The organism is Kitasatospora sp. NPDC057936, assembly GCF_042887525.1.
Taxonomy (GTDB): domain Bacteria; phylum Actinomycetota; class Actinomycetes; order Streptomycetales; family Streptomycetaceae; genus Kitasatospora.
This window is the reverse complement of the sequence record NZ_JBHVPD010000124.1, coordinates 1-26,394: the sequence shown is the minus strand read 5'-3', so window position 1 is coordinate 26,394 and position 26,394 is coordinate 1. Positions and strand designations below refer to the sequence as shown.

Sequence of the window (26,394 nt, the reverse complement as noted above, 5' to 3'; positions counted from 1 at the left end):
GCCGAGTGGGAACCCGGCGGGGCGAAGCGCTGTCGACGGCTGTTCCCGCCTCAGTGGCCGGACGGGGCCGCCGAGGGGGAGACACCCGCGCTCGGCGTCGTCGTCGGCGCGGCGCTCGGGGTGGTGGTGGCGGTCGGCGTCGCGGTGGCGCAGCCGGGGGCCGTCGGGGTCGCGCCCGGGGTGGGCGTGCCGCTCGGCGTGGCCGTCGGGGACGGGGTGCCGGTGGGCGTCGCGGTGGCCGTCGCCGTGGCCGTCGGGGACGGGCAGGCGGTGGGGGTGCCCGTGGGCGTGGGCGTGCCGGTCGGGGTCGCCGTGGCCGTCGGGGACGGGCTGCCGCTCGGGGTGGCGGACGGCGAGGGCGAGCCGCTGGGCGTCGGCCGCGGGTCCGCCGTGGGCGTCGGCTGCCCGGTCGGGTTGGGCTGCCCGGTCGGGTTGGGCTGGCCGGTGGGGTTCGGCTGGCCCGTCGGGTTCGGCTGGCCCGTCGGGTTCGGGGTCGGCGGGACGGGCGTGGGCGGCTGCGCGCTCGGCGAGGGCTGGGGCTGCGGCTGGACCGGCGTCGTGCCGGGCGTCGTCCCGGTGCCGGTGCCGGTGCCGGTGGTGGTGCCCGTGCCCGGCAGCGGGAACAGCGGGAGGGACGGCAGCGGCGGGAGGAGCGGCAGCAGCGGGGCCGGCCGGTCCGGGGAGGTCGTGACGGTGCCGCTGCCGAAGTGGGCCATCCAGTTCTTGACGGTCCGCAGGTACTCGCCCGAGTAGTTGTAGCTCAGGATCGCCCGGTCGAGCTGCGCCGGGTCGGCGAGGTCGCGGCCGTTGGCGCACAGGTAGCGGCCGGCCGCCTCGGCGGCGTCGAAGATGTTGTTCGGGTCGGCCTTGCCCTTGCCCTGGGTGTCGACGCCCCAGGTCGCCCAGGTGGACGGGATGAACTGCATCGGCCCGACCGCGCGGTCCCAGCGGGTGTCGCCGTCGAAGCGGCCGCCGTCGGTGTCGGCGATCGCGGCGTTGCCGCCGGTGCCGTCGAGCACCGGGCCGAGGATCGGGCGCAGCGTCGTGCCGACGGCGTCCACCTGGCCGCCGTCGGCCTGGCCGGACTCGACCTGGCCGATGCCGGCGAGCAGTTGCCAGGGCAGGTGGCAGCCGGGGGAGCGGGTGGCGAGCGAGGCCTCGGCCTGCTTGTAGGCGGCGAAGACGGTCGCCGGCAGCGAGGCGCCGGTGGCGGCGAACGGGCCGGCCCCGGGCACGCCGGGGATCGCGCCGGGCGGCTGGGGCAGCGGGACGGTGCCGCCGCCGTCGGCGGGCGAACCGGTGCCGAGGCCGGGGATCGTCGGGCCGCCCGGGGTGCCGGGGGCGGTGGACGCGGCGCTGTCGCCGGACTGCGTGGTCACGGAGTCGGCGGCGGCGACCGGGGCCAGCCCGAGGCTGGTCATCTGGGAGCCGGTCAGGGCCGCGAGCGCGGTGAACGCCGCCGCCGTCCCGGTGACCCGCTTGCTCAGCCGCACCTTTCGCCCGTTGTCCGCGCTGACGAACCTCGCCGTCATGCCGTGCCCCTCCCCGTGTGCCTGTCCGATCGTCCCGCTCAACGGACGGGTGGTCATCATCGTGCCTGCCGGTCCATGCCAATCCCGTCCCCGGGATGATTAGTATCACGACGATCCGACCGCACCCGAGTGTCCGGCGGGCGTCCGAGGACGCTCCGCCGCGCTAACGTCGCACGTCCCGGGCACGGCGCGGCAGTTGGCAGCGGCCCGGTCGTGCGCGCACCGGTGCCGAGCCGGCGCACCCGTGGGGCGGACCGGCGGTCCGGGGCACGGGGTGGTGCGTGCGCGGCCTTCCGAGCGCCCCGGAGCCGCCCGCGGGCCACCCCTCTGACCAGCCGGGATCGCGGCGGACCGGGGGCCGTTCTCTACCAGGACGGGCGTCCCGGCGCCAGTCCGCGGCCCCAACTGGTCCCTGGACGGGTGATGTTGTGATGAAAGTGGGCATGCCAGGAGAGCCGGACCGGCATGCTGTGCCCCGTGACCGTGCGGACAGAGGCTCAGATATGGACGGAGGCCCCGATCGTGAGCGCGAACCTGCCGGAGGCCGTCGCCGAGGGGCCGGTCCTGCCGGCTCCCCCGAGAGTGGTGGACGACCTGGCCCGGGACCTGAGCCAGGCGGCGGCCGCCGTCCGGGCGGTGTCGCGGACCGGCCGCAGCGGGGGCGACGTCGCCGTGGCCGCGTACACCGCCGTGGTGTGCACCGGCCGTTCGGCGGCGCGGGCACTGGAGGAGGCCGCCGCGTGGTGCCGTCAGGCGCCCGGGGCGGAGGTGCACTCGCTGGCCTGGGCCCGGGTGCCGGGGCACCGCGACGACGTCTACGAGTACCGCGTCACGCTGGCCGTCAGCTTCCCCGACGAGGAGACGGGGGAGCACTGCGGAGACACTCACCACGCCCGGCGGTGAACCCGTACGATGACGGCCATGAGCCCTGTGGACGCGAACGATCCGACGAACTCTTCCTCCGCTTCTTCTCCGTCGCTCACCGAGTCCGCCACGGAGCCCGCTCCCGAGTCCGCTGCCGAGCCGCGTGAACTCTCCACCGCGGCCGCCGTCTGCGCCACCGTCCTCAGCATCGTCGCCGGTGCGGCCGTGCTGCTGGCGTTCTTCCACTGGCTGGGCTGGAGCATCCCGGTGGTCGGGGTGCTCGTCGCCAAGCTCGGGATCAAGCTCGCCGTCGGCGGGGTGGCCGGGATCGCCGCCGGGGCCGCCTGGCTGCGCACGCGCAGGGGCACCGACCGGACGTGACGTCCGGCCGGCGCCGAGCCGGCGGCGGGGATCAACCCGCCTGCGGGGAGGGGCAGGTCAGGTCGTGCTCGGGTGCCCGGCCGTCCAGCAGGTAGCGCTCGACGACTCCGGTCACGCAGGTGTTGGCGGTGGGGTACTGGCCGTGGTCGCCGTTGCCGGTGACGGTGACCAGCCGTGAGCCCCGCAGCGCGTGGTGGGCGCCGAGGGCGGCCTCGTAGTACGTCGCCGGGTCGTGCACCGAGTTGAGCATGACGGTCGGCGGCAGGTTCGCGCCCGTCACCTTCACGTGCGGGGCGTGGGTCTTGGGCCAGGACGCGCAGACGGCGCTGAAGGCCAGCGTCCGGGCGCCCGCGAGCGGGTAGCGGGCGGTGTTCTCGGCGCCGCGCTCGACCCAGGTGTCCAGGTCCCTGGTCCACGGGGTGTCGGAGCACGTCACGGAGAAGTACTCGGCGAGGAACTCCGGGCTGAGGTAGTGGCCGAACACCTGGCCTGCCATGTCCTTGGCCGCGGCGTCCGCGCCGTCCCAGTTGTCGACGGCCGCCAGCCCCTGTGCGAGGTAGGGGAAGTTCTCCTCCTCGTAGATCGCGCCGATCGCGCCGTTGTCGAGCTGGTTCGGGCCGATCGTCACCGACCCCGCGACGATCGGGCTGTCGTGCAGCGCCGCGCGCCGCTTCTCCCAGCGGTCCTTGACCTCCTGCGGCGTCGAGCCGAGGTGGTAGGTGCTGTCGCGGGCCGCGAGCCACGGCACGAAGTCCTCGTCGAACCGCCGCTGGAAGCTCATCGGCTGGCCGAGCTCGAACTCCTCCCAGGTGCCCTCGAAGCCGATGTTGCTGTCCAGCACCATCCGCTCGACCCGGTGCGGGAACAGCGTCCCGTAGTAGGCGCCGATCATCGAGGCGTAGGACGGCCCGAAGTAGCTGATCCTCCGCTCGCCGAGCAGCGAGCGGAACAGGTCGAGGTCGTGGACGGTCTGCTCGGTGGTCAGGTAGGGGAGCAGGTCCCCGCTGTGCTCCTCGCACGCGGCCACGAGGGCCTGGGCGTTGGAGACGACGCGGTCGACCGCCTCGGGGGACTGGTCGCGGTAGTCGCCCGCCATGAACTCCTGGAACTGCTCCGGGCTCTGGCACTGCGCCCGGGTGCTGCGCCCGACCCCGCGCTGGTCGAAGCTCACGATGTCGTAGGCGGCACCGACCTTCGGGGCCTTGGTGGCGAGGCCGGCCGGGCGCAGCAGGCCCGAGGCGCCGGGGCCGCCGGCGGCCATGAGGAGGGTGCCCTGGCGGTGGGCGGGGTCGCCGGCGCGGTGGCGGGAGACGGCGATGGAGAGGTCGGCCCCGGCGTCCGGGTGGTGCCAGTCGCGCGGGACGGTCATCGTGGCGCACTCCAGGGCGGGCTGCCCGTCGCACGGCTTCCAGTCGAGCTGCTGCTGGGCGTAGCGGGCCGGGACGCTCACGGCGTCGCCCGGGTCCCGGGCGTCGTCCGGGGCGGCACTGGCGGTGGCGGGCAGTGCGAGCCCGGCCACCACGGCGGCGGCCACGGCGATGGCGGCGCGGCGGGTGCGGGAGGCGGCGGGCTTCGGGGCGGCGACGGTGCCGGTGGCTGTCTTCACGTGGAAAATCCTGTCGGACCGGCGGCTGACGGGCGATCACGTGGGCATCCGTTTCGGGGGTGGTGCCAGCTACACCCCCGTGCGGGGGCCGGCCCCCGGTCCGTCGTGCGGGGCGGACCGGGGAGCGGGCGTCGGATCAGTACGCCGCGGTGAAGCGGGTGCGGCGGTGGGCGGGGGTCTCGGCCTCGTCGAGGAGGGCGACGGCGAGGTCCTCCATCGAGATCGCGGAGTCGCCGTCGGCGTCCACGAGCAGTTCGTCGCGCCCGAGGCGGAACCGGCCGGTGCGGGTGCCGGGTTCGAGCAGGGCGGCCGGGCTCAGGTAGGTCCAGTCGACCTGCTCGTCGGCGCGGTAGAGCGCGAGCTGCTCGCCGCAGGCGAGGGCGATGGGGAGGATCGCGGCGGGGAAGCCCGGGGTGTCGACGAGGAGGGTGCCGCCGGTCCCGGGGACGGTGAGGCTGCCCGCGCCGCCGACGGCGAGCAGGCGCACGTCCGTCCCGGCGAGGCCGGCCAGCAGGCCCTTGGTGGCGACGGCGAGTTCGCCCTCGCTGCCCGGCGCGGGGCGGGTGGTGGTGATCACGACGTCCTGGCCGGCCGCGAGCCGTGCCACGTCCTCGGCGTCGCGGGCGTCGCCGACGGCTGTCGCCGCGGTGGCGGGCAGCCCGTGCGGCTTGCCCGGGTCGCGGACGACGGCGGTGACCTCGTGGCCGCGGGCGAGCGCCTCGGCGACGACCCGGCTGCCGACGTTGCCGGTCGAGCCGAACACGGTGATGCGCATGGGGATTTCTCCTTCGAAGGGGTGGCGGGATCAGACGTTCTCGTGGACGGACGGCTTCGGTGCCGGCCCGGCCTGCGTCGCGGCGGTGGTGCGCGGGCGCTGCCGCTGGGCCGCGACCAGCGAGCCCAGGACGACGAGCGCGCCGAGGACCTGCAACGGCGTGAGGTCCTGTCCGAGGACGAGCCAGCCGAGCGCGGTGGCGACCACCGGGCTGAGCAGGGCCAGGAAGGACACCGAGTTCGGCGGCAGCGCCCGCAGCCCGCGGAACCACAGCACGTACGTCAGGGCCGCGCCGACCAGGCTGAGGTAGAGGTAGCCGAGCACGTTGGTGCCCGTCAGGTGGGACGGCGGGGCGCCCTCGACGACCAGGGCGGCCGGGACGAGCAGCAGCCCGCCGGCGGTGAGCTGCCACCCGGTCGTCGCGAGCACCGGCGCGGGGGAGACCCAGCGCTTGGCGAGGACGAGGCCGGCGGCCATGACCACCGCGCTGCCGACCGCGGCGGCCAGGCCTACCGCGTCGAGCCGGGCGCCGGCCCGCAGCACGAGCAGGCTGACGCCCGCGACCCCGGCGATGCCGGACAGCACGGTGCGCAGCGTGATCCGCTCGCCCAGCAGCGCCGCCGAAAGCGCGGCGGTGACGAGCGGCTGGACGGCGCCGACGGTCGCGGCGATGCCGCCGGGCAGGCGGTAGGCGGCGACGAACAGCAGGGCCTGGAACAGCGCGATGTTGAGCGCGCCGAGGACGAGCGCCCGCCACCACCAGTCGCCCCGGGGCAGCCTGCGGGTGAGGGCGACGAGCAGGAGCCCGGCGGGCAGGCAGCGCAGGACGCCGGCGAGCAGCGGCCGGTCGGGCGGTAGGAGTTCGGTGGTGACGAGGTAGGTCGAGCCCCAGACGGCCGGGGCCAGTGCGGTCGGCAGCACGATGCCGAGTCGATGTCTTAGCACTAAGCCAATGTATCTCAGCGCTAAGGCATTTCTGGGCGCTCCGGTGCCGTGAGGTGGCTCACAGTTACCTCACCGCTAAGGAACCATGGGGTCGATCCCCTACCCTGGACCCGTGGCAGATCATGTGGACCGCGTCGTCGCGCAGTGGGGCGCCGAGCGCCCCGACCTGGACGTCTCCCCGATGGAGGTGTTCGGCCGGCTCAAGCGCCTCTTCCGGCTGGTGGACGCGGAACTCAACCGCACCTTCGGCGAACACGGCCTGGACGCGGCCTCCTTCGACGTCCTCGCCACCCTGCGCCGCAGCGGCCCGCCCTACCGGCTCACCCCCACCGGCCTCATGCAGTCCGCCATGGTCACCTCCGGCGCCATCACCCAGCGCCTCGACCGCCTGGAGGCCCGCGGCCTGGTCACCCGCACCCGCAGCGACCAGGACGGCCGCAGCCGCGAGGTAGCCCTCACCTCCGAGGGCCACGACCTCATCGACCGCGCGCTGCCGGCCCACCTCGCCACCGAGTACCGGATGCTCGCCGGTCTCGACGAGGAGCAGACCGCCGCCCTCGTCGACGCGATGCGCACGCTCCTCGCCTTCCTCGGCGACAGCGCGGAGTGACGGGCCCTAAGGTGTCGCCGTGAGCTTTCATCTGGTGGTGGGATACGGGCCCGCGGGGGCGGCCACGGCGCGGCTGCTGGCCGGGCGTGGGCACGAGGTACGCGTCGTCACCCGGTCGGGGCGGCCCGCCGAACCCGGCATCGAGCACCTCGCGCTGGACGCCTCCGACCCCGCCCGGCTGACCGAGGCCGCGCGCGGCGCCGTCGCCGTCCACGGCTGCGCCGCGCCGCCCCTGCACCGCTGGGCCGCCGAACTGCCGCCGCTGGCCGACGCGCTGTGCGCCGCGGCCGAGGCGAGCGGCGCGGTGCTCGTCCTGCTCGGCAACCTGTACGGCTACGGCCCGGTGGACGGCCCCCTCACCGAAGACCTGCCGCTCGCCGCGACCGGCCGCAAGGGCCGGGTGCGGGCACAGGTCTGGGAGCGGGCGCGTGCGCTGCACGAGGCGGGCCGGATCCGGGCTGTCGAGGTCCGTGCCGCCGACTTCTTCGGCCCCGGCGTGACGGACCGCGGCCACCTCGCCGCCCGCGTCGTGCCCCGCGTCCTGGCCGGCCGCCCCGTCGCGGTCCTCGGCGACCCGGACGCGCCGCACAGCTGGACCTACCTGCCCGACGTGGCTGCCGCCCTGGCCGAGGCCGCCGACGACGAACGCGCGTGGGGCCGGGCCTGGCACGTCCCGACGGTCCCGCCGGCGTCGGCCCGCGCGATGGTGGCCGGCCTCGCGGAAGCGGCGGGCACCGGCCCGGTCGCCGTCCGCCGCACACCCCCGGCCGTCCTCGCCCTCGGCTCCCTCGTCTCCCCGCTGCTGCGCGAACTGCGGGAGACGCTCTACCAGTTCGACCGCCCGTTCGTGATGGACTCCTCCGCCTACGGGTCCACGTTCACCCTGCGCGCCACCCCGCTGGAGGAGCAGTTCCGCGCGACCGTCGCATGGTGGCGCGGGCGGCGCTGAGTCAGGGCTTCACCGCCACCGCCTTGAAGAACGTGTAGTGGAACGTCCCGCCCGGGTCCGCCGTGCGGCGCAGGGCGGCGATGCCCTCGTCGAACGCGGCGGGCGTGGCGAGGCCGGCGGACAGGGCGTCGTCGCGGACGGACTCGACCATGGCGACGAAGGTGCGGCGCGTGAAGCCCTCGACGAGGGACGGGCGGGACGCGTCGGCGTACACCGTGCGCGGGCGGACGGTGACGTCGGAGAAACCGGCCGCGGTCAGGAGCGGGTGCAGGCGGCGGCCGACCAGGGCGTCGCCGCCCGCGTCGGACTGGAGGCGGACGAGGTGGCCGACGGCGGCGCGGGCGGCCGGACTGTCCGGGTGGAAGAAGGCCGAGCCGTGGTCGCCCTCGATCACCGTGATCGTGCCGCCCGGGCGCAGCACGCGCCGCAGGGCGGCCAGGCCGGCCGCCGGGTCGGCCAGGTGCTCCAGGACGAAGCACAGGAAGACGTGGTCGAACGTGCCGTCCGGGAAGGGCAGTTCGTGCAGGTCGCCGTGGTGCCAGGCGACCTCGGCGGCGGGCGCGTGCGCCGCCACCCGGGCCTGCGCGCGGGCCAGGGACTCGGCCGAGATGTCGGCCGCCGTCAGCCGTACGCCGGGGCTGGCGGCCAGCAGATGCACGGTCTGCGCGCCCACCCCGCAGCCCGCTTCCAGGACCCGGCTCCCGGGCGGGTACGCGGTGCCCGCGTGGAGCAGGTCGGCGAGGGTGTTCGCCTGGTCGTCGAGGCGGCGGGCCTCGGTGTCGGAGTAGCCGTGGACGTAGGGGCCGTCGTGCGGGGCGGTCTCGGTGGTCATGGCCTCAACCTTCGGCCCACAATGGCCCGGTGAACAGGTCCATAGGCGACGCTCCCGACCGGTCCAAAGAGTCCGGCGCCGCCGACCCCGGCGCCGACTTCCTCCAGCTCGACACCGCCGAGGCCCCACCCGGCGGACTCACCGACTGGCTCGCCCACCGCCTGCGCGAGGCGGTCGCCGACGGCCGCCTCCCGGTCGGTGACCGGCTGCCCGCGACCCGCGTGCTCGCGGCCGAACTCGGCGTCTCCCGAGGGGTGGTGACCGACGCCTACCGGCGCCTCGCCGAGGAGGGACAGGTCGCCGGACGGGGGAGGGGAGGCACCGTCGTCGTCGCGGCCCCCGCGCCGCCCGTGCCGGCACCGCCCGCCGCCCGCCCGGAACCCCCGCTGTTCCGCCCCGATCCCGGGCCCGAGGTGTTCGACGCCCTGCGCGCCGCCCCCGCCCGGATCGACCTCTCGCCCGGCCGCCCGGACCTCGCCGCCTTCCCCCGCGCCGCCTGGCTGCGCGCCGAACGCGCCGTCCTCGACGGCCTGTCCGCCCACGACCTCGGCTACGGCGACCCGCGCGGCACGCCGGAGCTGCGCCGGGCCGTCGCGCACTGGCTCGCCCGCAACCGCGGCGTCCGCGCCGACCCCGACGAGGTCCTGATCACCGCCGGCACCGCCCAGGCCCTCGCCCTGACCGGCCAGGCGCTCGGCCGGGCGGGCATCACCGAGGTCGCCGCCGAGGACCCGGGCTCGCTCGGCGCCCGCCAGCACCTCGCCCACTGGCTCGCCGCAACCCCGCCCGTCCCGGTCGACGCCGACGGCGTCCGGGTCGACGCGCTGCGCGCCACCGGCGCCCCCGCCGTCCTGCTCACCCCCGCCCACCAGTACCCGACCGGCGTGGTCCTCAGCGGGGAGCGGCGGCGCGAACTCCTGCGCTGGGCGGGCGAGGGCGGCCTCGTCATCGAGGACGACTACGACGCCGAGCACCGACACGACCGCCCGCCGGTGCCCGCCCTGCGTGCCGCCCTCCCGGACCGCGTCCTGTACGCGGGCAGCGTCTCAAAGCTGCTCGCGCCCGCCCTGCGCACCGGCTGGCTCCTCGTGCCGCCCCGCTTCCGCGAGGACGTCCTCGCCGCCAAGCGCTACGCCGACCTCGGCAACCCCGTCCTGCCGCAGCTCGTCCTCGCCCGGGTGATGGAGTCCGGCGCGCTCGAACGCCACCTGCGGCTGCTGCGCCGCCGCCACCGCCGCCGGCGGGACGCGATGATCGCCGCCGTCCGCGAGCACCTCCCCGGCGCCACCGTGCACGGCGCCGCGGCCGGGCTGCACCTGATGCTCACGCTCCCGGCGGACCTCGGCTGCACCGACACCGAGCTGGCGACGGCGGCGCTCGCGCACGGGGTCAAGGTGCAGCCGCTGTCGTGGCACGCGCGACTGCCGTACGCGCAGGGGCTGGTCCTCGGGTACGCGGCCGGTGCGCCGGGCGAGATCGCGGAGGGGGTGGCGGTGCTGGGGCGGCTGGTGCGCCGGTCGGGGTAGTCGAGGGTGCCGGGGGCGCTTGTGTCCGGCTCTCGGTGGAGCGTTTCAGGGTCTCGGCGAGGGCGGCGCCGGGGGTGCGGCCGATGAGTGCGGTGACGGTGCGGGTCAGGTGGGCCTGGTCGGCGAACCCGGCCTCGGCCGCGGCGGTCGCCAGGCCCGCGGCGCCGCTGTGCACCATCGCCTCGCGGGTGCGGTGCCAGCGGCGCAGGCCGGCCAGCGGGCAGCCGACGGCTTCGGCCGACAGCTGCCGCAGGCGGCGCGGGGAGACGCCGACCCGTTCCGCGACGGCAGCCAGGTCCGTTCCGGTGCGCAGCAGGTCGACGGCCCGCCGGAAGCGGGGGTCGACGGCGGCGGGCGGCCCGAAGAGACCGTGGACGGCGCGGCGCACGGCGTGGAGCTCGAAGCCGCCGTCGACCGCGGCCAGCAGTGTGCCGACCTGTGCACGGTCGAGTTCGTGGACGCGGCGCCCGGCGGGGAGCGCCAGGCCGTGGGGGTCGATCCAGAGCCGGGTGCCCCCGTCCGGGCGGGTGAAGGTCGTGGGCAGGCCGGGCGGGATCAGCAGCCCGGGGCCGGCGGCCACCCGGCCGCGGTCGTCGGTGGCGGTGACCGGACCGTCCCAGGACAGGGTCAACTGCCAGGCCGGTGCGGCGTGTGGTCGCACCGTGCCGGAGGTGGACGCCGCGAAACAGGTGAACTCGGCGGCGACGGCGGCGAAAGCCAGCTGGCCGTCGCCCTCCAGGCGCCAGGACCGCGACTGTTCGACCACGTCGGCATCGTCGCACACGCTCCCGGTCCCGCTCCCGGGTGGCCCTGCGGGCGCGCATTGCCGTTCCGTTCAAGCCCGCGGCCCGGCGGCCGGAGGACCATCTCCCTACCCGAACGAGGAGGTGCGGTCATGACGACCACGACCGGGGCGAGGCCGGCCCCCACGACCGGAATCATCACCTGGGCCGGATGGCTCCTGGTGGTGTTCGGAACCGCGCACACGGTGCTCGCGTTCACCAAGGAACACGCCGCGAGCCACATCGGGGAGTGGCTCGGCGGGGAGCTGTGGGGCGCCTCCCTGTCCGAGATGAGCCCGGCCGGAAGCGCGTACTGGCTGACGGTCGACAGCTTCGCCCCGCCCTTCGTCATCATCGGCCTGACCATCCTGTGGCTGAACCGCCGCGGCATCGCTCCACCGCCGTTCATCGCCTGGGCCCTGTTGACCTGGACGGTGGCCGGCGCGGCACTCGCCGGATTCGCACCCCCGCTCGACCTGGCCGCAGAGATCCTGCTGCTGGTCGCCGCCCGCCGCGCCAAGTCTCCCGAACGCCGTCCGCCGGGGTTCACACCCGTCCTGACCTGCGACGGAGCGAACCGATGGACGGTGGGTGAACCCGGCCGGACGGGGGTGAACGAGACCAAAACCGAGACCATGTGACCGGCTGGCGCAGCCCATGGCGGCCGAGGGGCCTACTTCGGAAAGTCGCCCGCGAGCCACCAGAACTGCAACCGGGACGCAGCTGGGATCGCGTTGTAGCCGTCTCGGTCGGGTGCCGTTCGGAATGGTCAGCCGGTGAAGCCCGGGACCACCAGGCCGGACTCGTACGCGATCACCACGGCATGGGTCCGGTTCTGCGCGCCGAGCTTGGTCAGCACGTTCCCGACGTGGGTCTTGACCGTCTCCAGGCTCACCGTGAGGGACTCCGCGATCTCCGGATTGGAGAGCCCGGTGGCCATCAGGCGCAGCACCTCCTCCTCCCGGCCGGTCAGGGCGGCCTGCGGCAGGGCCTCGGCGGAGCCCAGCGGGCGGGCGGCGACCATGCGGCCCAGTGCGGCCGGGAAGAGGACCGCTTCGCCCGCCGCCACGACCCGGACCGCCTCGGCGATCCGGCGGACCGGGAGGCGCTTGAGGACGAAGCCGCTGGCGCCCGCGCTGAGGGCGGCGGTGACGTAGCCGTCGTTCTCGAAGGTGGTGATCACCACGACCTTCGGCGGGTCGGCCGCTTCGGCCAGCAGTTGGCGGGTGGCCTCGATCCCGTTGCGACGCGGCATCCGGACGTCCATCAGGACCACGTCCGGCCGCAGGCTCTGCGCCCGTTCGACCGCCTCGACGCCGTCGGCGGCCTCGCCGACCACCGTGATCCCCGGCTGTGCGGCGAGCAGCATGCGCAGGCCGCTGCGGGTCACCTCGTCGTCGTCCGCGATCATGAGGGTGATGGCGGGGCTGGTGACGGCGGGGAGGGCGATGCCTTCGCCCGCGTCGGATCCACTCACGCCGAGACCCGTACCGGCAGCCGGACGGCCAGCCGCCAGTGCTGCGTCCCGTCCGGGCCGGCCTGGAACTCACCGTGCAGCAGCCGTACGCGCTCGGCCAGTCCGGGCAGGCCGTGGCCGGAGGTCGGGAAGGAGTCCGGTCCCGGGCCCGGCCGTGCCCCGGTCCGGTTGACCACCGCGAGATCCAGTCCGTCCGGCCCGGCCGCCACCCGGACTTCGATCGGGCCGCCCGCCCCGTGGCGCAGCGCGTTCGTCAGCCCCTCCTGGAGGATCCGGTACGCCGCCCGGGAGAGCGTCCCCTGCACCTGCGTCAGCTCGCCCGACAGGGCCGGTTCCACCACCGCCCCCGCGTGCCGCAGACGGTCCAGCAGCTCGGGGAGGTCGGCCAGGGTCCGGGTCGGCGCTGTTCCCGACTGTTCCTCGCGCAGCACTCCGAGCACGTAGTCCAGGTCCTCCAGCGCGGCCCGGGTCGACTCCTCGATGCTGCGCAGGGCGGCCCGCGCCGCCGCCGGGTCGGCGGAGAGCACCTCGCCCGCCACCGCCGCCTGGATGGTGGCCGCGGTCAGCGTGTGTCCGATCGAGTCGTGCAACTCGTGAGCGATCCGATTGCGTTCGGCCAGCAGCAGCTCCCGCTCGGCAGCCAGCGCGAGCCGCTCGGCCGCCGACGGGCCCAACAGCCGTGGCGCCGACCACCGCAGGGCCTTCGTCACCAGTACGCAGACGGCCACCGCCAGCAGGATGCACACGGCCGCCACCACCCAGCTCCACCCGCCCGACACCCGGACCGACGCGCCGAACAGGCTCGCCCGCGCCTCGCCGCCGAGCCAGTTCCCCGGCAGAGAGAGGCCCATGATGAACAGCACCCCGCTCGCCAGCGCCCCCGTCCACCCGACGGCCACGTGCAGCACCAGCCAGATCGGGGTCCGCCAGCGGTCGAGGCCGAGTGAACCAGAGGTCCGGCGACCGGCCACCGGATTCGGCAGCGGCACCCGCAGCAGCCGGCGGGCGGACACGACCAGCGCCCGCCGTACGGGGCGCGCCAGTCCGACCACGCCGACCAGCACCGCCCAGACCAGCAGGACCAGGACGATCTGCACGCTTTCCGGAGCGGATCGCCACGACAGCGCCGGCAACAGGGCGAGAGGCAGCAGCGGAAGGCTCGCCAGCGCGCCGCAATAGGCGAACAGCACACCCGAATACGTGGAGCCGCGCAGCAGCGGCCGGATTCCCCTGATCATGGTCGCCAGTATTGCCGGGCAGCCCACCGGCAGCCTCCCCCGAAAGGGGGAGCGATTTCTCCCGTCTTCCCGCGATGCGGTCAGAGGCCCCTGGAAACCAGGATCGTGCCCAGACCAAACGATCCCCAGGAGTTGACTGATGCGTGCTCAGATCCGGCAGGGCCTTCGTTCCTCGACCCGGCAGCAGGGCGGCAGGCGGCGACGAGCGGTGTCGGCCGCCGCCGCGGTGGCCATCGGCGCCATGACGCTGGGCGCCCTCGCCCCGCCCGCCGCCTCCGCCTCCACCTCCGATTCCGCAGCCGCCTCCGCTGCTGCCGCCGTCAGGCCGGACGCCGTCCAGCAGGCCCTGAACGCGCTGGTGCGCGACGACGGGATGCCTGCCGCCCTGGCGAGCGTCCAGGACCGGAACGGCCGCACCCGCACCTACACCGCAGGAGTCGGCGACCTGACCACCGGCTCGAAGGTACCCAGGGACGGCCAGGTACGGATCGGCAGCAACACCAAGGCGTTCACGGCGGTCGTGGTCCTGCAACTGGTCGGCGAAGGGAAGATCGGCCTCGACGCCTCCGTCGACACCTACCTGCCCGGCCTCGTCCGCGGGGAGGGGATCGACGGGCGCCGCATCACCGTCCGCCAGCTCCTCCAGCACACCAGCGGACTCCCCGACTACGGCATCCACCTCGACGACGACGAGATCAGGAACCGGTACTTCGAGCCCCGCGAGCTGCTCGACATCGCCCTCCGGTACAAGGCCGACGCGGCTCCGGGGACGACGTGGGGGTACAGCAACGCCAACTACGTCCTGGCGGGCCTGATCGTCCAGAAGGTCACCGGCCGCCCCCTCGCCGAGGAGATGGACCGGCGCATCATCAAGCGCATCGGGCTGCGCCACACCTACTTCCCCGCCCCTGGCGAGATGACCATCCGAGAGCCGCACCCCCAGGGCTACCACCGAAACCCGGCGGACGGACCGCTGCGCGACTTCACGGAGTTGGACCCCTCCGCCGGCTGGGCCGCAGGCCAGTTGATCTCCACCAACTCCGACCTCAACCGCTTCTTCACCGCGCTCCTCGCCGGCCACCTCCTCCCGGCGGACCAGCTCGCCGAGATGCGCACGACCGTCCCCGCCGGGACCTCAGGCCTCCGCTACGGGCTGGGGCTCACGAGCAGGCCGCTGTCGTGCGGCGGCGTCTACTGGGGCCACGGCGGCGACATCGCGGGGTACGAGACCCGGGGCGGTGTCACCGATGACGGCCGCGCCGCCAACGTCGCGGTCACCACCATCCCGACGGACGAGGCGGCCACCCAGCACGTGAAGGACGCCGTGGACAGGGCCCTGTGCGGCTGAGGCACGCCACCCCGCCCGGGCCCGGCTCGCCGGGCCCGGGCGATCCGAACGAAGATCCGGCAATCCCCCAGGAGTTGACTCATGCGTGGACGGACACGGCAAGGACTTCGGCGGCGACGGGCCCTGCCGGCCGCCGTCGCAGTGGCCATCGGCGTTATGACGCCGGGCGTCCTGTCGGCGCCCCAGGCCTCCGCCGCCAGGCAGGATTCCGTCCAGCGGAGCCTGAACGCGCTGGTGCGCGACGACGGGATGCCCGCCGCGCTGGCGAGCGTCCAGGACCGGAACGGCCGCACCCGGACCTACCCCGCAGGAGTCGGAGACCTGGCCACCGGCGCACCGGTACCCGTCGACGGGCAGGTGCGGATCGGCAGCAACACCAAGACCTTCGTCGCGGTCGTCGTCCTCCAGCTCGTCGCGGAGCGGAGGGTGGACCTGGACGCCTCCGTCGACACCTACCTGCCCGGCCTCGTCCGCGGGGAGGGGATCGACGGGCGCCGCATCACCGTCCGCCAGCTCCTCCAGCAGACCAGCGGACTCCCCAACTACAGCGACTACCTCGGGGACGACGTCCGGTACTACGCACCCCACGAACTGCTCGCCACAGCCCTCCAGCACCCGGCCGACTTCGCCCCCGGGACGAGTTGGAAGTACAGCAACACCAACTACGTGCTCGCCGGCCTGATCGTCCAGAAGGTCACCGGCCGCCCCCTGGCCGAGGAGATCGGCCGGCGCGTCGTCCGACCCGCCGGGCTGCGCCACACCTACTTCCCCGCTCCCGGTGACGCGAGCATCCGGGAGCCCCACCCCCACGGCTACTACCGGGAATCGGCGGACGCGCCGCTGCGCGACATCACGGAGATCGACCCCTCCTGGGGCTGGGCGGCAGGCCAGATGGTCTCCACCGGCTCCGACCTCAACCGCTTCTTCAGCGCACTCCTGGCCGGCCACCTCCTCCCAGCGGCCCAGCTCGCCCAGATGCGCTCCACCGTCCCCGCCGAAGCGACCTTCGGCCCCGGCGCCCGCTACGGACTTGGACTCGTCAGCCGCCCGTTACCGTGCGGCGGCCTCGCCTGGGGCCACGGCGGCAGCTTCCCGGGGTACGAGACCCGGGGCGGCGCCACCGACGACGGCCGCGCCGCCAACGTCGCGGTCACCATGCAGCTCACCGACGAGGCGGCCCGGAGGAATCTCGAACGCGCCGTGGACACCGCCCTGTGCCGCTGAACCTCGCCGAGGGCGTGCCGTGAAGCAGAACGACCGATGGGCCCGACACGACGTCGGGCCCATCGGCCGCATGCGTGCGCAGCCGCCACCATGTGGCCGGTTCGTTGGGTACGCTGACGGACCGTACGCGCTTCCCGCGTGTGGAGTCCGTCCCGTTCCCGTCCGTCCCGTTCCCGTCCGTCCCGTTCCCGTCCGTCCCGTTCCGGGAGGCCCCGATGTCCCCGCTCCGGCGTTCCGCCCAGCTCGTGGCGGTGCTCTCGGCCCTGGCCGCCGCGCTCGGGCCGGTCGTCCCGGCCGGCTCGGTGCCGGTGCCGGCCCGCGCGTCAGGCCCGGTGGAGAGGAGCGCCGCCATGCCGTCCACGCTCGACTCCCGGCTGCTCGCCGGCCGCCGGATCGTCTACTCGTACCCGGGGCCGACCCCGTCGCCCGTGGTGCTCCAGGCGATCCGCGAGGGCCGGGCGGCCGGGGTCATCCTGTTCGGCGAGAACGTCACCAGTTCCGAGCAACTGGCCGAAGCCGTCGGCCAGTTGCGGCAGGCCGCGGCGGAGTCGCCGGTGCCGGAGCCACTGCTGCTGATGACCGACCAGGAGGGCGGCAAGGTCCGCCGCCTGCCCGGTGCGCCCGAACTCTCGGCCCGCGCCACCGGGTTGGCGCCCGACCCGCTCGCCGAGGCGGCCCGCTCGGGCGCCGGCGCGGGGGAGAACCTCGCGGAGTCCGGCCTGAACGTCAACCTCGCCCCCGTGCTCGACGTCTACGACACCCCGGGCAACTTCATCGACCGCCACGAGCGCTCGTACGGCCGGGACCCGGCCGCGGTGGGCCGGCTGGGCAGCGCGTTCACCGCCGCGCAGCAGGGCCTCGGGGTCGCCGCCACCGCGAAGCACTTCCCCGGTCTCGGCTCGGCCGCCCGGGACGAGAACACCGACGAGCGCCCGGTCACCCTGTCCGTGCCGCTCGCCGAGCTGCGGGCCCGCGGCGAGGAGCCGTACCGGGCGGCGATCGCGGCGGGCGTCCACCTGGTCATGGCCTCCTGGGCGGTCTACCCGGCGCTCGACGCCGAGCGCCCGGCGGGCCTGTCGCCCGCGATCGTGCGGGGCGAGCTCCGGGAGCGCCTGGGCTTCGGCGGCGTCACGGTGACGGACGCCCTCGAAGCCGGCGCCCTCACCCCGTACGGCGACACCGGTGCCCGTGCCGTCGCGGCCGCCGACGCCGGCATGGACCTCCTGCTGTGCTCGGCCCGCGACCCGCAGCAGGGCGAGGACGCGGCCGCCGCCGTCGCCGCCGCCCTGGACTCGGGCCGGCTGGACCGGGCGGCCTTCGACGCCTCCCTCGCCCGCATCACGGGCCTGCGCGCCGCACTCGACTGACGGCGGGCCTCAGAGCGCGGGCGGTGCGGTGCGCAGCCCGTCGAGGATGATGCGGAGGTTGCGCTCCCACTGCTGCTCGTCGGCCCGTAGGCCCAGGGTGCGTTCGCCGGTCGCGGCGGCGGCGAGCAGGAACGGGACGTCCTCCCATGCGACGTCCGCGCGCATCGCGCCCGCCTCCTGGGCGCGTTCGACGAGCTGCCGGATCCGGGCCCGCAGGTCCGCCAGCTGCCGGGCGAGCGAGTCCCCGCAGGCCCCGCCGAGTGCCTCGCCGATGCCGCAGCTCTCGGCGCGCAGCCCTACGTAGGCTGCGGCGAATCCGCAGAACCCGTGCCAGGGGTCGGGGTCGGCCAGGGCGTCGTCGGCGCGGTCCGCGATCTCGCCGAGGAGTTCGTCGAGCAGCGCTTCGAGCAGCACCTCCAGCGAGGGGATGCGCCGGTAGAAGGTGCCGACGCCGACGCCCGCCCGGCGGGCGATCTCGTGGGCGGAGACGCCGACGCCGACCTCGGCCACGGCCGTCCTGGCGGCCGCCACGAGGCGTTCGACGTTGCGCCGGGCGTCGGCGCGAGGGAGCCGGCCCGACGCGTCGGCGAGCAGGCGGTCCACGGTGCTGCCGCGCGGTGCCGGCGACGGCGCGTTCGGCGCCATGGTTGGCGCTGTGCTCCATGCGGCGTCCGGTGGTGTGTTCACGGGCCGATCCTAGCCGCTAACTGGACCAATCCTGTCCGCTTGGCTAGAGTCCTCGGCAGATCAAACGGACAAGGTCTGTCCGTTTATGGTTTGGGGGCTTGTCGTGACATCCGCTGGGGCATCCGCTGGGGCATCCGTCGTGGAACCGCGGAAGATCCGGGTCGGCATCATCGGGGCGAACCCCGACCGGGGGTGGGCCGTCCGGGCGCACCTGCCCGCGCTGCGGGCGCTGCCGCAGTACGAGATCACCGCCGTCGGCACCAGCCGCCCGGAGAGCGCCCGGGCGGCGGCCCGCGCCTTCGGTGCGGCGCACGCCTTCACGGACGCCGCGCGGCTGGCCGGGCACCCCGACGTGGACCTGGTCGTCGTCACCGTGAAGGTGCCCGCGCACACCGAGCTGGTCGGGGCCGCGCTGGCGGCCGGCAAGCACGTGTACTGCGAGTGGCCGCTGTCCCGGACCACCGCCGAGGCGGAGGCGCTCGCGGCGGCGGCCCGCGGTGCCGGCGTGCACCACGTGATCGGGCTCCAGGCGCGGTACGCCCCGGCGCTCGCCCACGCCCGCGAGCTGGTGGCCGGTGGCAGCCTCGGGCGCATCACCTCGGCGACCGTCCACGCCGCCCGCGGCAAGGGTGCGGGCGGGCTGATTCCTGGCTGGGCGGCCTACACGCTCGACCGCGCCAACGGCGCCGGGATGCTGGAGGTCGCGGGCGGGCACACACTCGACGCCGTGCAGCACGTGCTCGGCGGGATCGAGGAGCTGACGGCGGTCACGTCCGTCTCGCGGTCCGCGTACACCGTCGCCGAGACCGGCGCCACGGTCGTCGCGACCAGTCCCGACCGGCTCCGCCTCGACGGGACCCTCCTCGGCGGCGTCCGCCTGTCGGCCACCGTTCAGGACGCCGAGGGCGCGGATGCCGGGACGCGCCTGGAGATCACGGGCACCGAGGGCGCCCTGGCGATCGTCTCGACCGGGCCGGGCGGTCCGGCCGGCATCCAGATCGGCGAGCTGCGCCTGCTGCGGGCGGACGCCCCCGGCGGCGGGTTCCGGGAGGTGTCGCTCCCGGACCGGTACCAGGTGCCCGGGATCGGCCGGGATGCCGAGGGCTTCAACGTGGCCCGGCTGTACGCCCGGCTGGCCCGTGACCTCCGGACGGGGGAGCACGGCGTGCCCGGCTTCGACGAGGGCGTAGGGATGCACCGCCTGCTCGACGCGATCAGGCGTTCGGCGGACGCGGGCGGGGCGCGGCAGGTCCTGGCCCGCCGGTAGGGCCGGTGGCCGACGCCGCCGTCCGTCCCTTTTCCCGGTTCTGCCCTCCGGTGGTGGCGGATCTGCCTGTAGGGTTCTGACGGCGCGTCACCTCGACAGCCGAGCCCGGGAGTTGGCAGCGTCCGGGCTCGGCCTCCGCAACCGTGTTCGGGGTGGCCGCGCCCCTTCGGGCCGTTCCGATGCCGCCGTGACCCCGCGCCGATGCTGTGACGACTTGAAGAATTCTTCATCTCCAAGGATGATGCTTGCCGGCCGTGCGCCCCGCACCCGGCCGTCGACCCAGCCGCACACGAGGGAGGGAGCGGACGATGCCCGTCCCGCTGTACCAGGCCAAGGCGGAGTTCTTCCGCACCCTCGGCCACCCGGTCCGGATCCGGGTCCTGGAGCTCCTCCAGGACGGCCCCCGGCCGGTCCGCGAGCTGCTGGCCGAGATCGAGGTCGAACCCTCCAACCTCTCCCAGCAGCTCGCGGTGCTGCGCCGCACCCAGCTGGTCACGGCCACCCGCGAGGGCAACACCGTGGTGTACGCGCTCAGCACCCCGGACGTCGCCGACCTGCTGCGGGCCGCGCGGCGGATCCTGACCGAGCTGATCACCGACCAGGGCGCGCTGCTCACCGAACTGCGCGCGCCCGGGGCGGCGCTGCCGGGCCGCTGAGGCGTCCGGCCGCCGTTCCGTCCGGCCGCCGGACCATCCGTCCGCCGCGCGTCCGGACCGCAGACCGTTCCACCCGAGGAGAACCCGCCGCCATGAGCGAGAGCACGCCCGACAGCACGAGCGACGAGAAGCGCCGCCGCAAGGCGATGCTCATCCGCGCGGGCATCTACATCTTCGCCACACACCTGTTCGCCGGCTTCGTGCTGCTGCTCTTCGCGCTCGGCGGCCGGAAGTAGCGGACCGGGGTCGTCCGCTAGTGGTAGCGGCGGCTGGTGCTCGTCCAGGCCTGCACGCCGTCGACGAGCTCCCGGGTGCCGTCGAGGTACCAGTCGCTCTCCGGGTGCCGTCGCAGCAGCTCGCGGCGCAGCAGCGCGCTCTCGTTGCGCAGCTGCGCGACCCGGGCGCGGACCGCGCCGACGGCCCGCGCGCGGGTGCAGCCGCGCAGGCGCTGCAGCGCGAGCACGGTGTTGAAGGCGGCAGCGCCCTGGCGCTCCTCCCGCTGCAGCGAGTAGAGGTCGTTGATCAGCGTGGCGGCGTCGGCGGTGTGGGCGCGCAGCCGGTGCAGGGCGGGTTCGGCGTGCAGCGCGGCGGGGGCGTCGGCGCCGTGGACGCGTTCCAGTATGTTCATGAACGGGTAGAGGCAGCTGCTGTGCCGGCGCAGCCGCATCGTCTCGGCCAGGCCGAGACGGGGGACGGTGCCGTGGGCGCGGTGCTCGGCCTCGGCGGGGAAGGTCGCGAGGCAGGCCTGCCACTCGCGGGCGGCGCGGGCGCGCCAGGCCGGGGAGGCCGGCCCGGTCTGCCGATGCCACAGTTCGCGCCAGGCGGCGGTGAGCCGGTCGTCCCCGACGGCCGGTGCCGCGCCGTCCAACACGGCGATCAGCGGGTCGACGATCGCCCGTGCCTCGGCGGGCCGGCGGCCGGGCGAGCCGTCGAAGCGGTCGTCGAGGATGGTGAACCAGCCGAGGACGTCGATCAGGAGGTCGAGGTCGGCGCCCCGGGTGCGCGGGTACGCGTGGCCGATCAACTCCGGCAGGGTGTAGGCCTGGTAGCGGGCGAGCTCGGCGCGGGTGAGAAGGCCGCGGTCGACCGCCCAGTCGGCGTGCCGGGCGGTGGCGGCGGCCAGTTCGGCGGCCGGGCGAGCGGGTCGGCGGACCGGGTGCGTGGCGGGCCGGAGGGTGGGATGGTCGGCCGGACACCGGCCCGCTGCCGTCTCCTGCCGCCCCCCGCCGCTCTCGCGCGGGGCCAGCCGGACCCGCAGCCCGTGCGCCTGGACGGTCGTCCAGACCACCTCGCGGGCCCGCGCCCCGGGGACGGCCACCGGCCGCCAGCGGCGCAGGATCGCGGCCGCCGCGACGGTCAGTTCGGCCCACGCGAAGGCCTCGCCGATGCACTTGTGCTTGCCCGCGCCGAACGGCAGGTAGGACTGCCGCCCGGCGCCGCCGTCCTGCCACCGTTCGGGGCGGAAGGCGAGCGGGTCCGGGTGGCGGACCGGGTCGCGGTGCAGCGCGGTGAGGCTGTACAGCAGCTCGGTGCCGGCCGGGATCCGGTACGGGCCGAGCTCGACGGGCAGCTGCGCGGTGCGCATCAGGAACGCGTTGGGCGCGTGCAGCCGCACCACCTCCTGGGCGACGGCGCGCGTGTACGTGAGGCGGGCGAGGGCTTCGGGCGTGGGGACGGTGCCCGCGGGCAGGTGCTCGTCCAGCTCGGCGAGGACGCGGGCCTCCACCTCGGGGTGGCGCAGGAGTTCGTCGATCAGCCAGGTGAGGGTGGTGGAGACGGTCTCCGTCCCGGCGCCGAACATGGTGATCGCCTCGGAGCGCACGTCGGCCTCGGTGAGCGGACGGCCGGTGGCCGGGTCGGTCGCGGCGCGCAGCACGGCGGGCAGCGTGCCGGCCGGACCGCCGTCGGCCGGACCGCCGTCGGTTGGACCGCCCTTCGCCGCACGGCCGTTGACGGCCTGGTCGACGACCCGGTTGAGCACCCGGACGGCCGCGTCGAAGCGCCGGTTGACGGGCAGCGGCAGCCGGGCCATGGCCGGGTGGGGGTAGAGCGACTGGACGATCTGGCCCTTGACCAGGTCCGGCAGCGCGCGGTGGAAGGCGAGCGTGGCGTCCTCGCCGAGCCGGGCGTCGAACAGGGAGCGGGTGACGATCTCCAGCGCGAGGTGGTTCATCTCCTTGGCCACGTCGAGGACCTGACCGGGCCGCCAGCGGGCGGCCCGCTCCTCGGTGACCCGGTGCATGACGGCGATGTACCCGGCCATCCGGTCGGGGCCGAAGGCGGGCTGGATCACCCGGCGGCGGTCGCGGTGGGCCTGGCCCTCCGACATCAGCAGGCCGTCGCCGAAGGCCGTCCTGAGGGTGTCCTGGACGGCGCCGCGCGGGCAGCCGTGGGCGTGGGTGGTGAGCAGCGCGTGGACGAGCGGCGCGTCGGTGACCACGCAGACGGTGCGCGGGCCGAGCCGGATGCGGACCACGCCGCCGTGGCGGGCCAGCGAACCGAGGAAGCCGAGCGGGTCGCGCAGCAGGGCGGCGGCGTGGCCGAGGCCGGGGAGCGCGCCGGGGGCGAGCGGCGGGACGGCCGCGGGGGCGAGGGCTCTCGTGGCTTTCGGTGCTTCCAGTGGGGTGGCCCTCGGTGGAGCGGCTGTCGGCGGGGTCGGTGTCGGCAGGGTCGGTGTCGGCCGGACGGCTGTCGGCGGGTTGGCCTTGGGTGGAGTGACCGGTTTCGGCGTCCCGGGGGCCGCCGCCGTCCTTCGCGCCGCCGGTGTGCCGCTCGTCGTGAGTGTCTCCGTCGTCAGGGTCATGACACTACCTCTCACCAGATGGGCCGGTGCGGCGGTACCGCGGGATGCGCCGTCGCGCCGGCCGGAAGGCGGGGAACCGGTCACCGCGGAGCCCCGCGTACGTCCTTCCCAGAGGGCGCACGCCATAGGAAACGCGCCGTTCGGACGGGCGTTGCGCCGCGTGCGGGTGGATCACCCCAACGGTCGATCGGCGACACCCGCCCGCGCGCCCCGGCGGCCGGCCCGCACGCCCGCCGCGACCTGCGGTGATGGCGGTGCACCGGTGCGCCCGTGCGTGCCCCGCCGGCAGGGTCTTTCGGCCCTCGCCGGTCGGCCGCGGGCGGGTCCAGCATGGTGGCGGACAAGGAGGTTCCCTGATGACCCGTCTGCGCCACCGGCCCGCGCTCACGCCCGTACCCGACGCCGGTCGCCGGAACGGCTCGGTGTGATCTGCACCGTGCGGACACGAAGCCGAGGGCCGGGAGGTGAGGGCGGGACGGTCGGGGGGCAGGAATCCCCCGTACGCCGCTCCGCCACCGAACCGGTCCGACGCCACGAGACGGGAACTGGGATCACATGGACTGCGACGACGAGGTCATGGTGACCGTCCGGATCAGCGCCGCGGAGCGGGCCCTGTTGCGCTCCCTGGCGCGCGACCGCGGCGGGGACGTCTCCGACGTGGCGGTGGACGGCCTGTTGGACGTCATCCCCGCCCTGGACGGCGACGCCGCCGCCCGCCGGCTGCGGCGCGTGCTCGCCCGGCCCGCGCCCTGCGCCGTGACGCTGTGGCTGCCCGCGCCGGTCGGCGACCTGCTGCCGCTGCTGGGCGAGCGGATCTCCCGGACGGGCGGTCCGGCGGCGGGCCCGGCCAGCGCCGCGCTGTCCGCGGCCCTGCGGCTCTGGCTCGGCGGGGACCCGGCGGCGCTGGCCGTCGCCCTCGCCCGGCTGCGCCGCGGCCGGGGCGCGGCCCGGCAGGACCCGGGCCCGGCCGTGCGGCGGCCCGCACACGCCGCCTGAAGCCGCCTGAAGCCTCCTGAAGCCGTTCGAAGCCGTCCGGAGCCGCCTGACGTGGGCTGATGCCCCCTGCGCCCAGGGCCCGTTCACGTTCCCCGAAGATTTTCGAAAGAAGTTTCTGTTATTCCCACCCGTCCCATCCGGTCTCCCACGTGTCGGAAGGCCCGGCGCCCGTCACCACAGGGGCGCGGGCCGTCGCACGAGGAAAGGAACGCGATGGGACACCGCAGCACGGAGCTCCGTCGACGCAGGCGCAGGCGGTTCACCCGCAGGACGACGCTGATCGCCGCGGCGGTCGCCGCCGGCCTGGTCGCGGGTGCGCTCGGCATCTCGACGGCGCTCGAACCGGCGGGCAGCCGCACCAACGCCAGTGTCTCGGCGGACGGTCCGGTCCTGGGCAACCAGGCGGGTGTGGTGTCCGACGACGGCAGCGGCGAGACCGGGACCGCCGAGGGCGCGACCCAGGCCCCCGCGCCCAAGCGCGACCAGAAGGCCGCCCCGCTCAAGGAGATACCCAAGGACCAGCCCGACCGCGGCCTGGTCTACGCCGGTCTGAGCCTGCCGAACGGCGACCGCTGCGCCGGCTCGCTGCAGGTCTCCAACGGTCAGTTGTGCAGCCACGGCCCGGACGCCCCGCCGAAGGACGTCGACATCCACAAGGACGTCGCGCCGGTGGCCGCCGCGGCCGCCCAGGCACCGGTGCTCACCCCGGCCGCCAACGCCCAGCCCCCGTCCGCCGCCGACCTGTTGAAGGGCGCCACGCCGGTCCTCGACGCCGGCCAGAAGGCGCTGCTGGGCGACCCGGCCGGTGCCCCGCAGCAGAGCACCCCCGCCGCGTCCGGCGGTTCGTCCGTGGTCTGCGAGGGCGACGGCAGCAGCGGCAACCGCATCCAGGTGGTGTACCTCCACGCTCCCGGCAACGACCGCTACGCCCAGTACCTGGCCTCCTTCAAGAAGTGGGCCGCCGACGTCGACGTCATCTACAACGCGAGCGCCCAGGAGACCGGCGGCGCGCGGCACGTCCGCTTCGTCACCGACTCCGACTGCTCCGCGTCCGTGCTGAACGTGCAGATCTCCGACGCGGCGCTCCAGGACTTCAACGCGAGCAACGACGCCGTCGCTGCGCAGGGGTTCAACCGGAAGGACCGCAAGTACATGATGTTCACCGATGCCAAGGTGTACTGCGGCATCGGCACCTTCGCCGGCGACGAGCGCCCCGGCCAGGACAACCTCAGCAACTTCGGCCCCTCGTACGGCCGGACGGACTCGGGCTGCTGGGGCGGGCACACCGCGGCGCACGAACTGGGCCACAACCTGGGCGCGGTGAACAACAGCGCGCCGAGCACCAGCAAGGGCGGCCACTGCGTCTACGACTACGACCTGATGTGCTACTCGGACTACCCGTACTACCCGCAGATGAAGGTGGTCTGCCCGGACCGCGCGCACTACGACCGGCTCGACTGCACGCACGACGACTACTACAGCACCGACCCGAAGCCGGGCAGCTACCTCTCCTCGCACTGGAACGTCGCCAACAACCGCTTCCTGATCACCGGCAACGGCGGTGGCACCGGCCCCAACCCCAACCCGTCGCCGACCGCCACCCCCACGCCGTCGCCGACCGCGTCGCCCACCCGCACCGCGTCGCCGTCCCCGACGCCCGGCGGCGGCACGACCGGATCGCCGTCCCCGACCGCGACCCCGACCGCCACCGGCAGCCCGACCGCGACCCCGACCCCGACCGGCACCCCCACCGCCGGCACCGGCTCGCCTGATGTGACGGTCAGTCAGGTCACCCAGAACTCGGTCATGCTGAGCTGGCCGGGCGTCCCGAACGCGGCCGGCTACGACGTCCTGCTCGGCGGCCAGACCATCGGCACCGTCCGCGCCACCGTCGTCGGCCTCGTCCGCCTCGCCCCCGGCACCTCGTACAGCGTCGCGGTCGCCGTCCGCGACGCCGCCGGGTCCGTCGGCAAGCCGGGCCGCACTGTCACCTTCCGCACCGCCGCCGACGCCGGGCGCCCGCAGCCCGGCGCCCACTACACGATGGTCAACGGCCTCACCGGCCAGGCCGCCGACCTGTGGGGCAGCTCGATGAACGACGGCACCGTCGCCATCGCCTACCAGCGCACCGGCTACGCCAACCAGAAGTGGGCGTTCGAGGACGCCGGCGACGGCGCGGTGCGGATCAAGTCGGTCCGCTCCGACAAGTGCCTGCAGCTGGGCGGCGATCCGGTCGCCGGCCAGTACGTCGCGCAGCAGCCGTGCTCCGACGCCGCCACCCAGAAGTGGCAGATCACCTCCGCCGGCGGCGGGTTCAGCCTGACCGCGGCCGGCAGCTCGCTGGTGCTCGGGGTCAGCGACCGCTGGTACTACGGTGGTTGGCTGCTGGAGCTCCAGCAGCCGAACGGCCAGCCGTACCAGAACTGGTCGCTGCAGAAGACCGCCTGAGTCCCCTGAGGACCCCGGGTGCGGCCGGCAGCACCCCACCCGGGGGGGGGGGCCGCCCCCCCCCCCGGTTGCGCCCCCCCG

General features: G+C 75.1%; 23 protein-coding genes and 1 pseudogene. 14 read left to right on the top strand and 10 right to left on the bottom strand.

Annotation, left to right across the window (positions count from 1 at the left end; all coding sequences use genetic code 11):
- Window positions 1–50: 50 nt before the first annotated feature.
- On the bottom strand, window positions 51–1,532 hold the full coding sequence (locus ACFVU9_RS40585; protein ID WP_387602344.1) for a lytic transglycosylase domain-containing protein: 1,482 nt from the start codon (window positions 1,530–1,532) through the stop codon (window positions 51–53).
- Window positions 1,533–2,054: 522 nt separating this feature from the next.
- Here ACFVU9_RS40585 and ACFVU9_RS40580 point away from each other — a divergent pair.
- Together ACFVU9_RS40580 and ACFVU9_RS40575 are read left to right on the top strand one after the other, a co-directional pair.
- Entirely contained in the window at window positions 2,055–2,435 is a 381-nt protein-coding gene (locus tag ACFVU9_RS40580; RefSeq protein ID WP_387602341.1) for a hypothetical protein, read from the top strand.
- Window positions 2,436–2,453: 18 nt separating this feature from the next.
- Entirely contained in the window at window positions 2,454–2,777 is a 324-nt protein-coding gene (locus ACFVU9_RS40575; protein ID WP_387602339.1) for a hypothetical protein, read from the top strand.
- A gap of 31 nt (window positions 2,778–2,808) precedes the next feature.
- On the opposite strand, the gene ACFVU9_RS40570 is transcribed toward ACFVU9_RS40575, so the two are convergent.
- The 3 genes from ACFVU9_RS40570 to ACFVU9_RS40560 all read right to left on the bottom strand — a co-directional run bounded on the left by ACFVU9_RS40570 (window position 2,809) and on the right by ACFVU9_RS40560 (window position 6,103).
- Window positions 2,809–4,383: an alpha/beta hydrolase gene (locus ACFVU9_RS40570; RefSeq protein WP_387602336.1), complete on the bottom strand. Its 1,575-nt coding sequence runs from the start codon at window positions 4,381–4,383 to the stop codon at window positions 2,809–2,811.
- Between the two features lie 136 nt (window positions 4,384–4,519).
- Window positions 4,520–5,158 carry an NAD(P)-dependent oxidoreductase gene (locus ACFVU9_RS40565; protein WP_380497922.1) on the bottom strand — a complete coding sequence of 213 codons (639 nt, stop codon included), beginning with the start codon at window positions 5,156–5,158 and terminating at the stop codon, window positions 4,520–4,522.
- A 30-nt stretch (window positions 5,159–5,188) separates the two neighbouring features.
- A complete protein-coding gene (locus ACFVU9_RS40560; protein WP_387602333.1) occupies window positions 5,189–6,103 on the bottom strand; it encodes an EamA family transporter in 915 nt (304 codons plus the stop codon).
- A gap of 112 nt (window positions 6,104–6,215) precedes the next feature.
- Between ACFVU9_RS40560 and ACFVU9_RS40555 the strand changes: the two genes are divergently transcribed.
- Window positions 6,216–6,713: a MarR family winged helix-turn-helix transcriptional regulator gene (locus ACFVU9_RS40555; protein WP_380440281.1), complete on the top strand. Its 498-nt coding sequence runs from the start codon at window positions 6,216–6,218 to the stop codon at window positions 6,711–6,713.
- A gap of 19 nt (window positions 6,714–6,732) precedes the next feature.
- Window positions 6,733–7,662: an NAD-dependent epimerase/dehydratase family protein gene (locus ACFVU9_RS40550; protein ID WP_387602330.1), complete on the top strand. Its 930-nt coding sequence runs from the start codon at window positions 6,733–6,735 to the stop codon at window positions 7,660–7,662.
- Window position 7,663: 1 nt separating this feature from the next.
- Here the strand turns inward: ACFVU9_RS40550 and ACFVU9_RS40545 are convergent, their stop codons facing one another.
- Window positions 7,664–8,494: an L-histidine N(alpha)-methyltransferase gene (locus ACFVU9_RS40545; RefSeq protein ID WP_387602327.1), complete on the bottom strand. Its 831-nt coding sequence runs from the start codon at window positions 8,492–8,494 to the stop codon at window positions 7,664–7,666.
- A gap of 29 nt (window positions 8,495–8,523) precedes the next feature.
- Here ACFVU9_RS40545 and ACFVU9_RS40540 point away from each other — a divergent pair, with 29 nt between their 5' ends.
- Window positions 8,524–10,020 carry a PLP-dependent aminotransferase family protein gene (locus ACFVU9_RS40540; RefSeq protein WP_380440287.1) on the top strand — a complete coding sequence of 499 codons (1,497 nt, stop codon included), beginning with the start codon at window positions 8,524–8,526 and terminating at the stop codon, window positions 10,018–10,020.
- A 76-nt stretch (window positions 10,021–10,096) separates the two neighbouring features.
- Here ACFVU9_RS40540 and ACFVU9_RS40535 read toward each other — a convergent pair.
- Window positions 10,097–10,408: pseudogene (locus tag ACFVU9_RS40535) on the bottom strand (helix-turn-helix domain-containing protein); the annotation flags it as partial.
- A gap of 507 nt (window positions 10,409–10,915) precedes the next feature.
- Between ACFVU9_RS40535 and ACFVU9_RS40530 the strand changes: the two are divergent.
- A complete protein-coding gene (locus ACFVU9_RS40530; RefSeq protein ID WP_387602325.1) occupies window positions 10,916–11,443 on the top strand; it encodes a DUF6463 family protein in 528 nt (175 codons plus the stop codon).
- 128 nt (window positions 11,444–11,571) lie between these two features.
- Here ACFVU9_RS40530 and ACFVU9_RS40525 read toward each other — a convergent pair whose 3' ends face one another.
- Both ACFVU9_RS40525 and ACFVU9_RS40520 read right to left on the bottom strand, forming a co-directional pair.
- Entirely contained in the window at window positions 11,572–12,279 is a 708-nt protein-coding gene (locus ACFVU9_RS40525) for a response regulator (RefSeq protein WP_380440291.1), read from the bottom strand.
- Complete coding sequence (locus ACFVU9_RS40520) at window positions 12,276–13,517, bottom strand: sensor histidine kinase (RefSeq protein WP_387602323.1); 1,242 nt, start codon at window positions 13,515–13,517, stop codon at window positions 12,276–12,278. The genes ACFVU9_RS40525 and ACFVU9_RS40520 overlap by 4 nt, the downstream gene beginning before the upstream one ends.
- Before the next feature lie 139 nt (window positions 13,518–13,656).
- On the opposite strand from ACFVU9_RS40520, the gene ACFVU9_RS40515 reads away from it, so the two are divergent.
- The 3 genes from ACFVU9_RS40515 to ACFVU9_RS40505 all read left to right on the top strand — a co-directional run bounded on the left by ACFVU9_RS40515 (window position 13,657) and on the right by ACFVU9_RS40505 (window position 17,456).
- Entirely contained in the window at window positions 13,657–14,865 is a 1,209-nt protein-coding gene (locus ACFVU9_RS40515; RefSeq protein WP_387602320.1) for a serine hydrolase domain-containing protein, read from the top strand.
- A gap of 81 nt (window positions 14,866–14,946) precedes the next feature.
- Complete coding sequence (locus ACFVU9_RS40510; RefSeq protein WP_387602317.1) at window positions 14,947–16,089, top strand: serine hydrolase domain-containing protein; 1,143 nt, start codon at window positions 14,947–14,949, stop codon at window positions 16,087–16,089.
- Window positions 16,090–16,304: 215 nt separating this feature from the next.
- Window positions 16,305–17,456 (top strand): glycoside hydrolase family 3 N-terminal domain-containing protein, encoded by a 1,152-nt coding sequence (locus tag ACFVU9_RS40505; protein ID WP_387602314.1) that lies wholly within the window; start codon window positions 16,305–16,307, stop codon window positions 17,454–17,456.
- Between the two features lie 9 nt (window positions 17,457–17,465).
- Here the strand turns inward: ACFVU9_RS40505 and ACFVU9_RS40500 are convergent, their stop codons facing one another.
- The gene (locus tag ACFVU9_RS40500) at window positions 17,466–18,101 is read right to left on the bottom strand and encodes a TetR/AcrR family transcriptional regulator (RefSeq protein ID WP_387602311.1); all 636 of its coding nucleotides are present in this window, start codon (window positions 18,099–18,101) and stop codon (window positions 17,466–17,468) included.
- A gap of 181 nt (window positions 18,102–18,282) precedes the next feature.
- Between ACFVU9_RS40500 and ACFVU9_RS40495 the strand changes: the two genes are divergently transcribed.
- The 3 genes from ACFVU9_RS40495 (at window position 18,283) to ACFVU9_RS40485 (ending at window position 20,302) form a co-directional block, all read left to right on the top strand.
- Complete coding sequence (locus tag ACFVU9_RS40495; protein ID WP_387602308.1) at window positions 18,283–19,410, top strand: Gfo/Idh/MocA family protein; 1,128 nt, start codon at window positions 18,283–18,285, stop codon at window positions 19,408–19,410.
- A 308-nt stretch (window positions 19,411–19,718) separates the two neighbouring features.
- Window positions 19,719–20,066: a metalloregulator ArsR/SmtB family transcription factor gene (locus ACFVU9_RS40490; protein ID WP_359958530.1), complete on the top strand. Its 348-nt coding sequence runs from the start codon at window positions 19,719–19,721 to the stop codon at window positions 20,064–20,066.
- 92 nt (window positions 20,067–20,158) lie between these two features.
- Window positions 20,159–20,302 (top strand): DUF6126 family protein, encoded by a 144-nt coding sequence (locus ACFVU9_RS40485; protein WP_380440317.1) that lies wholly within the window; start codon window positions 20,159–20,161, stop codon window positions 20,300–20,302.
- A gap of 17 nt (window positions 20,303–20,319) precedes the next feature.
- On the opposite strand, the gene ACFVU9_RS40480 is transcribed toward ACFVU9_RS40485, so the two are convergent.
- Window positions 20,320–22,869 (bottom strand): cytochrome P450, encoded by a 2,550-nt coding sequence (locus tag ACFVU9_RS40480; protein ID WP_387602303.1) that lies wholly within the window; start codon window positions 22,867–22,869, stop codon window positions 20,320–20,322.
- Window positions 22,870–23,424: 555 nt separating this feature from the next.
- On the opposite strand from ACFVU9_RS40480, the gene ACFVU9_RS40475 reads away from it, so the two are divergent.
- Both ACFVU9_RS40475 and ACFVU9_RS40470 read left to right on the top strand, forming a co-directional pair.
- Window positions 23,425–23,865: a hypothetical protein gene (locus ACFVU9_RS40475; RefSeq protein ID WP_380440321.1), complete on the top strand. Its 441-nt coding sequence runs from the start codon at window positions 23,425–23,427 to the stop codon at window positions 23,863–23,865.
- 213 nt (window positions 23,866–24,078) lie between these two features.
- Entirely contained in the window at window positions 24,079–26,313 is a 2,235-nt protein-coding gene (locus ACFVU9_RS40470; RefSeq protein WP_387602299.1) for an RICIN domain-containing protein, read from the top strand.
- Window positions 26,314–26,394 lie beyond the last annotated feature (81 nt).

Coding starts and splice junctions, on each gene's coding strand:
- ACFVU9_RS40520 (WP_387602323.1), bottom strand. CDS start 13,517: ATGATCAGGGGAATCCGGCCGCTGCTGCGCGGCTCCACGTATTCGGGT.
- ACFVU9_RS40575 (WP_387602339.1), top strand. CDS start 2,454: ATGAGCCCTGTGGACGCGAACGATCCGACGAACTCTTCCTCCGCTTCT.
- ACFVU9_RS40530 (WP_387602325.1), top strand. CDS start 10,916: ATGACGACCACGACCGGGGCGAGGCCGGCCCCCACGACCGGAATCATC.
- ACFVU9_RS40485 (WP_380440317.1), top strand. CDS start 20,159: ATGAGCGAGAGCACGCCCGACAGCACGAGCGACGAGAAGCGCCGCCGC.
- ACFVU9_RS40565 (WP_380497922.1), bottom strand. CDS start 5,158: ATGCGCATCACCGTGTTCGGCTCGACCGGCAACGTCGGCAGCCGGGTC.
- ACFVU9_RS40505 (WP_387602314.1), top strand. CDS start 16,305: ATGTCCCCGCTCCGGCGTTCCGCCCAGCTCGTGGCGGTGCTCTCGGCC.
- ACFVU9_RS40490 (WP_359958530.1), top strand. CDS start 19,719: ATGCCCGTCCCGCTGTACCAGGCCAAGGCGGAGTTCTTCCGCACCCTC.
- ACFVU9_RS40475 (WP_380440321.1), top strand. CDS start 23,425: ATGGACTGCGACGACGAGGTCATGGTGACCGTCCGGATCAGCGCCGCG.
- ACFVU9_RS40515 (WP_387602320.1), top strand. CDS start 13,657: ATGCGTGCTCAGATCCGGCAGGGCCTTCGTTCCTCGACCCGGCAGCAG.
- ACFVU9_RS40470 (WP_387602299.1), top strand. CDS start 24,079: ATGGGACACCGCAGCACGGAGCTCCGTCGACGCAGGCGCAGGCGGTTC.
- ACFVU9_RS40480 (WP_387602303.1), bottom strand. CDS start 22,869: ATGACCCTGACGACGGAGACACTCACGACGAGCGGCACACCGGCGGCG.
- ACFVU9_RS40510 (WP_387602317.1), top strand. CDS start 14,947: ATGCGTGGACGGACACGGCAAGGACTTCGGCGGCGACGGGCCCTGCCG.
- ACFVU9_RS40545 (WP_387602327.1), bottom strand. CDS start 8,494: ATGACCACCGAGACCGCCCCGCACGACGGCCCCTACGTCCACGGCTAC.
- ACFVU9_RS40500 (WP_387602311.1), bottom strand. CDS start 18,101: ATGGCGCCGAACGCGCCGTCGCCGGCACCGCGCGGCAGCACCGTGGAC.
- ACFVU9_RS40585 (WP_387602344.1), bottom strand. CDS start 1,532: ATGACGGCGAGGTTCGTCAGCGCGGACAACGGGCGAAAGGTGCGGCTG.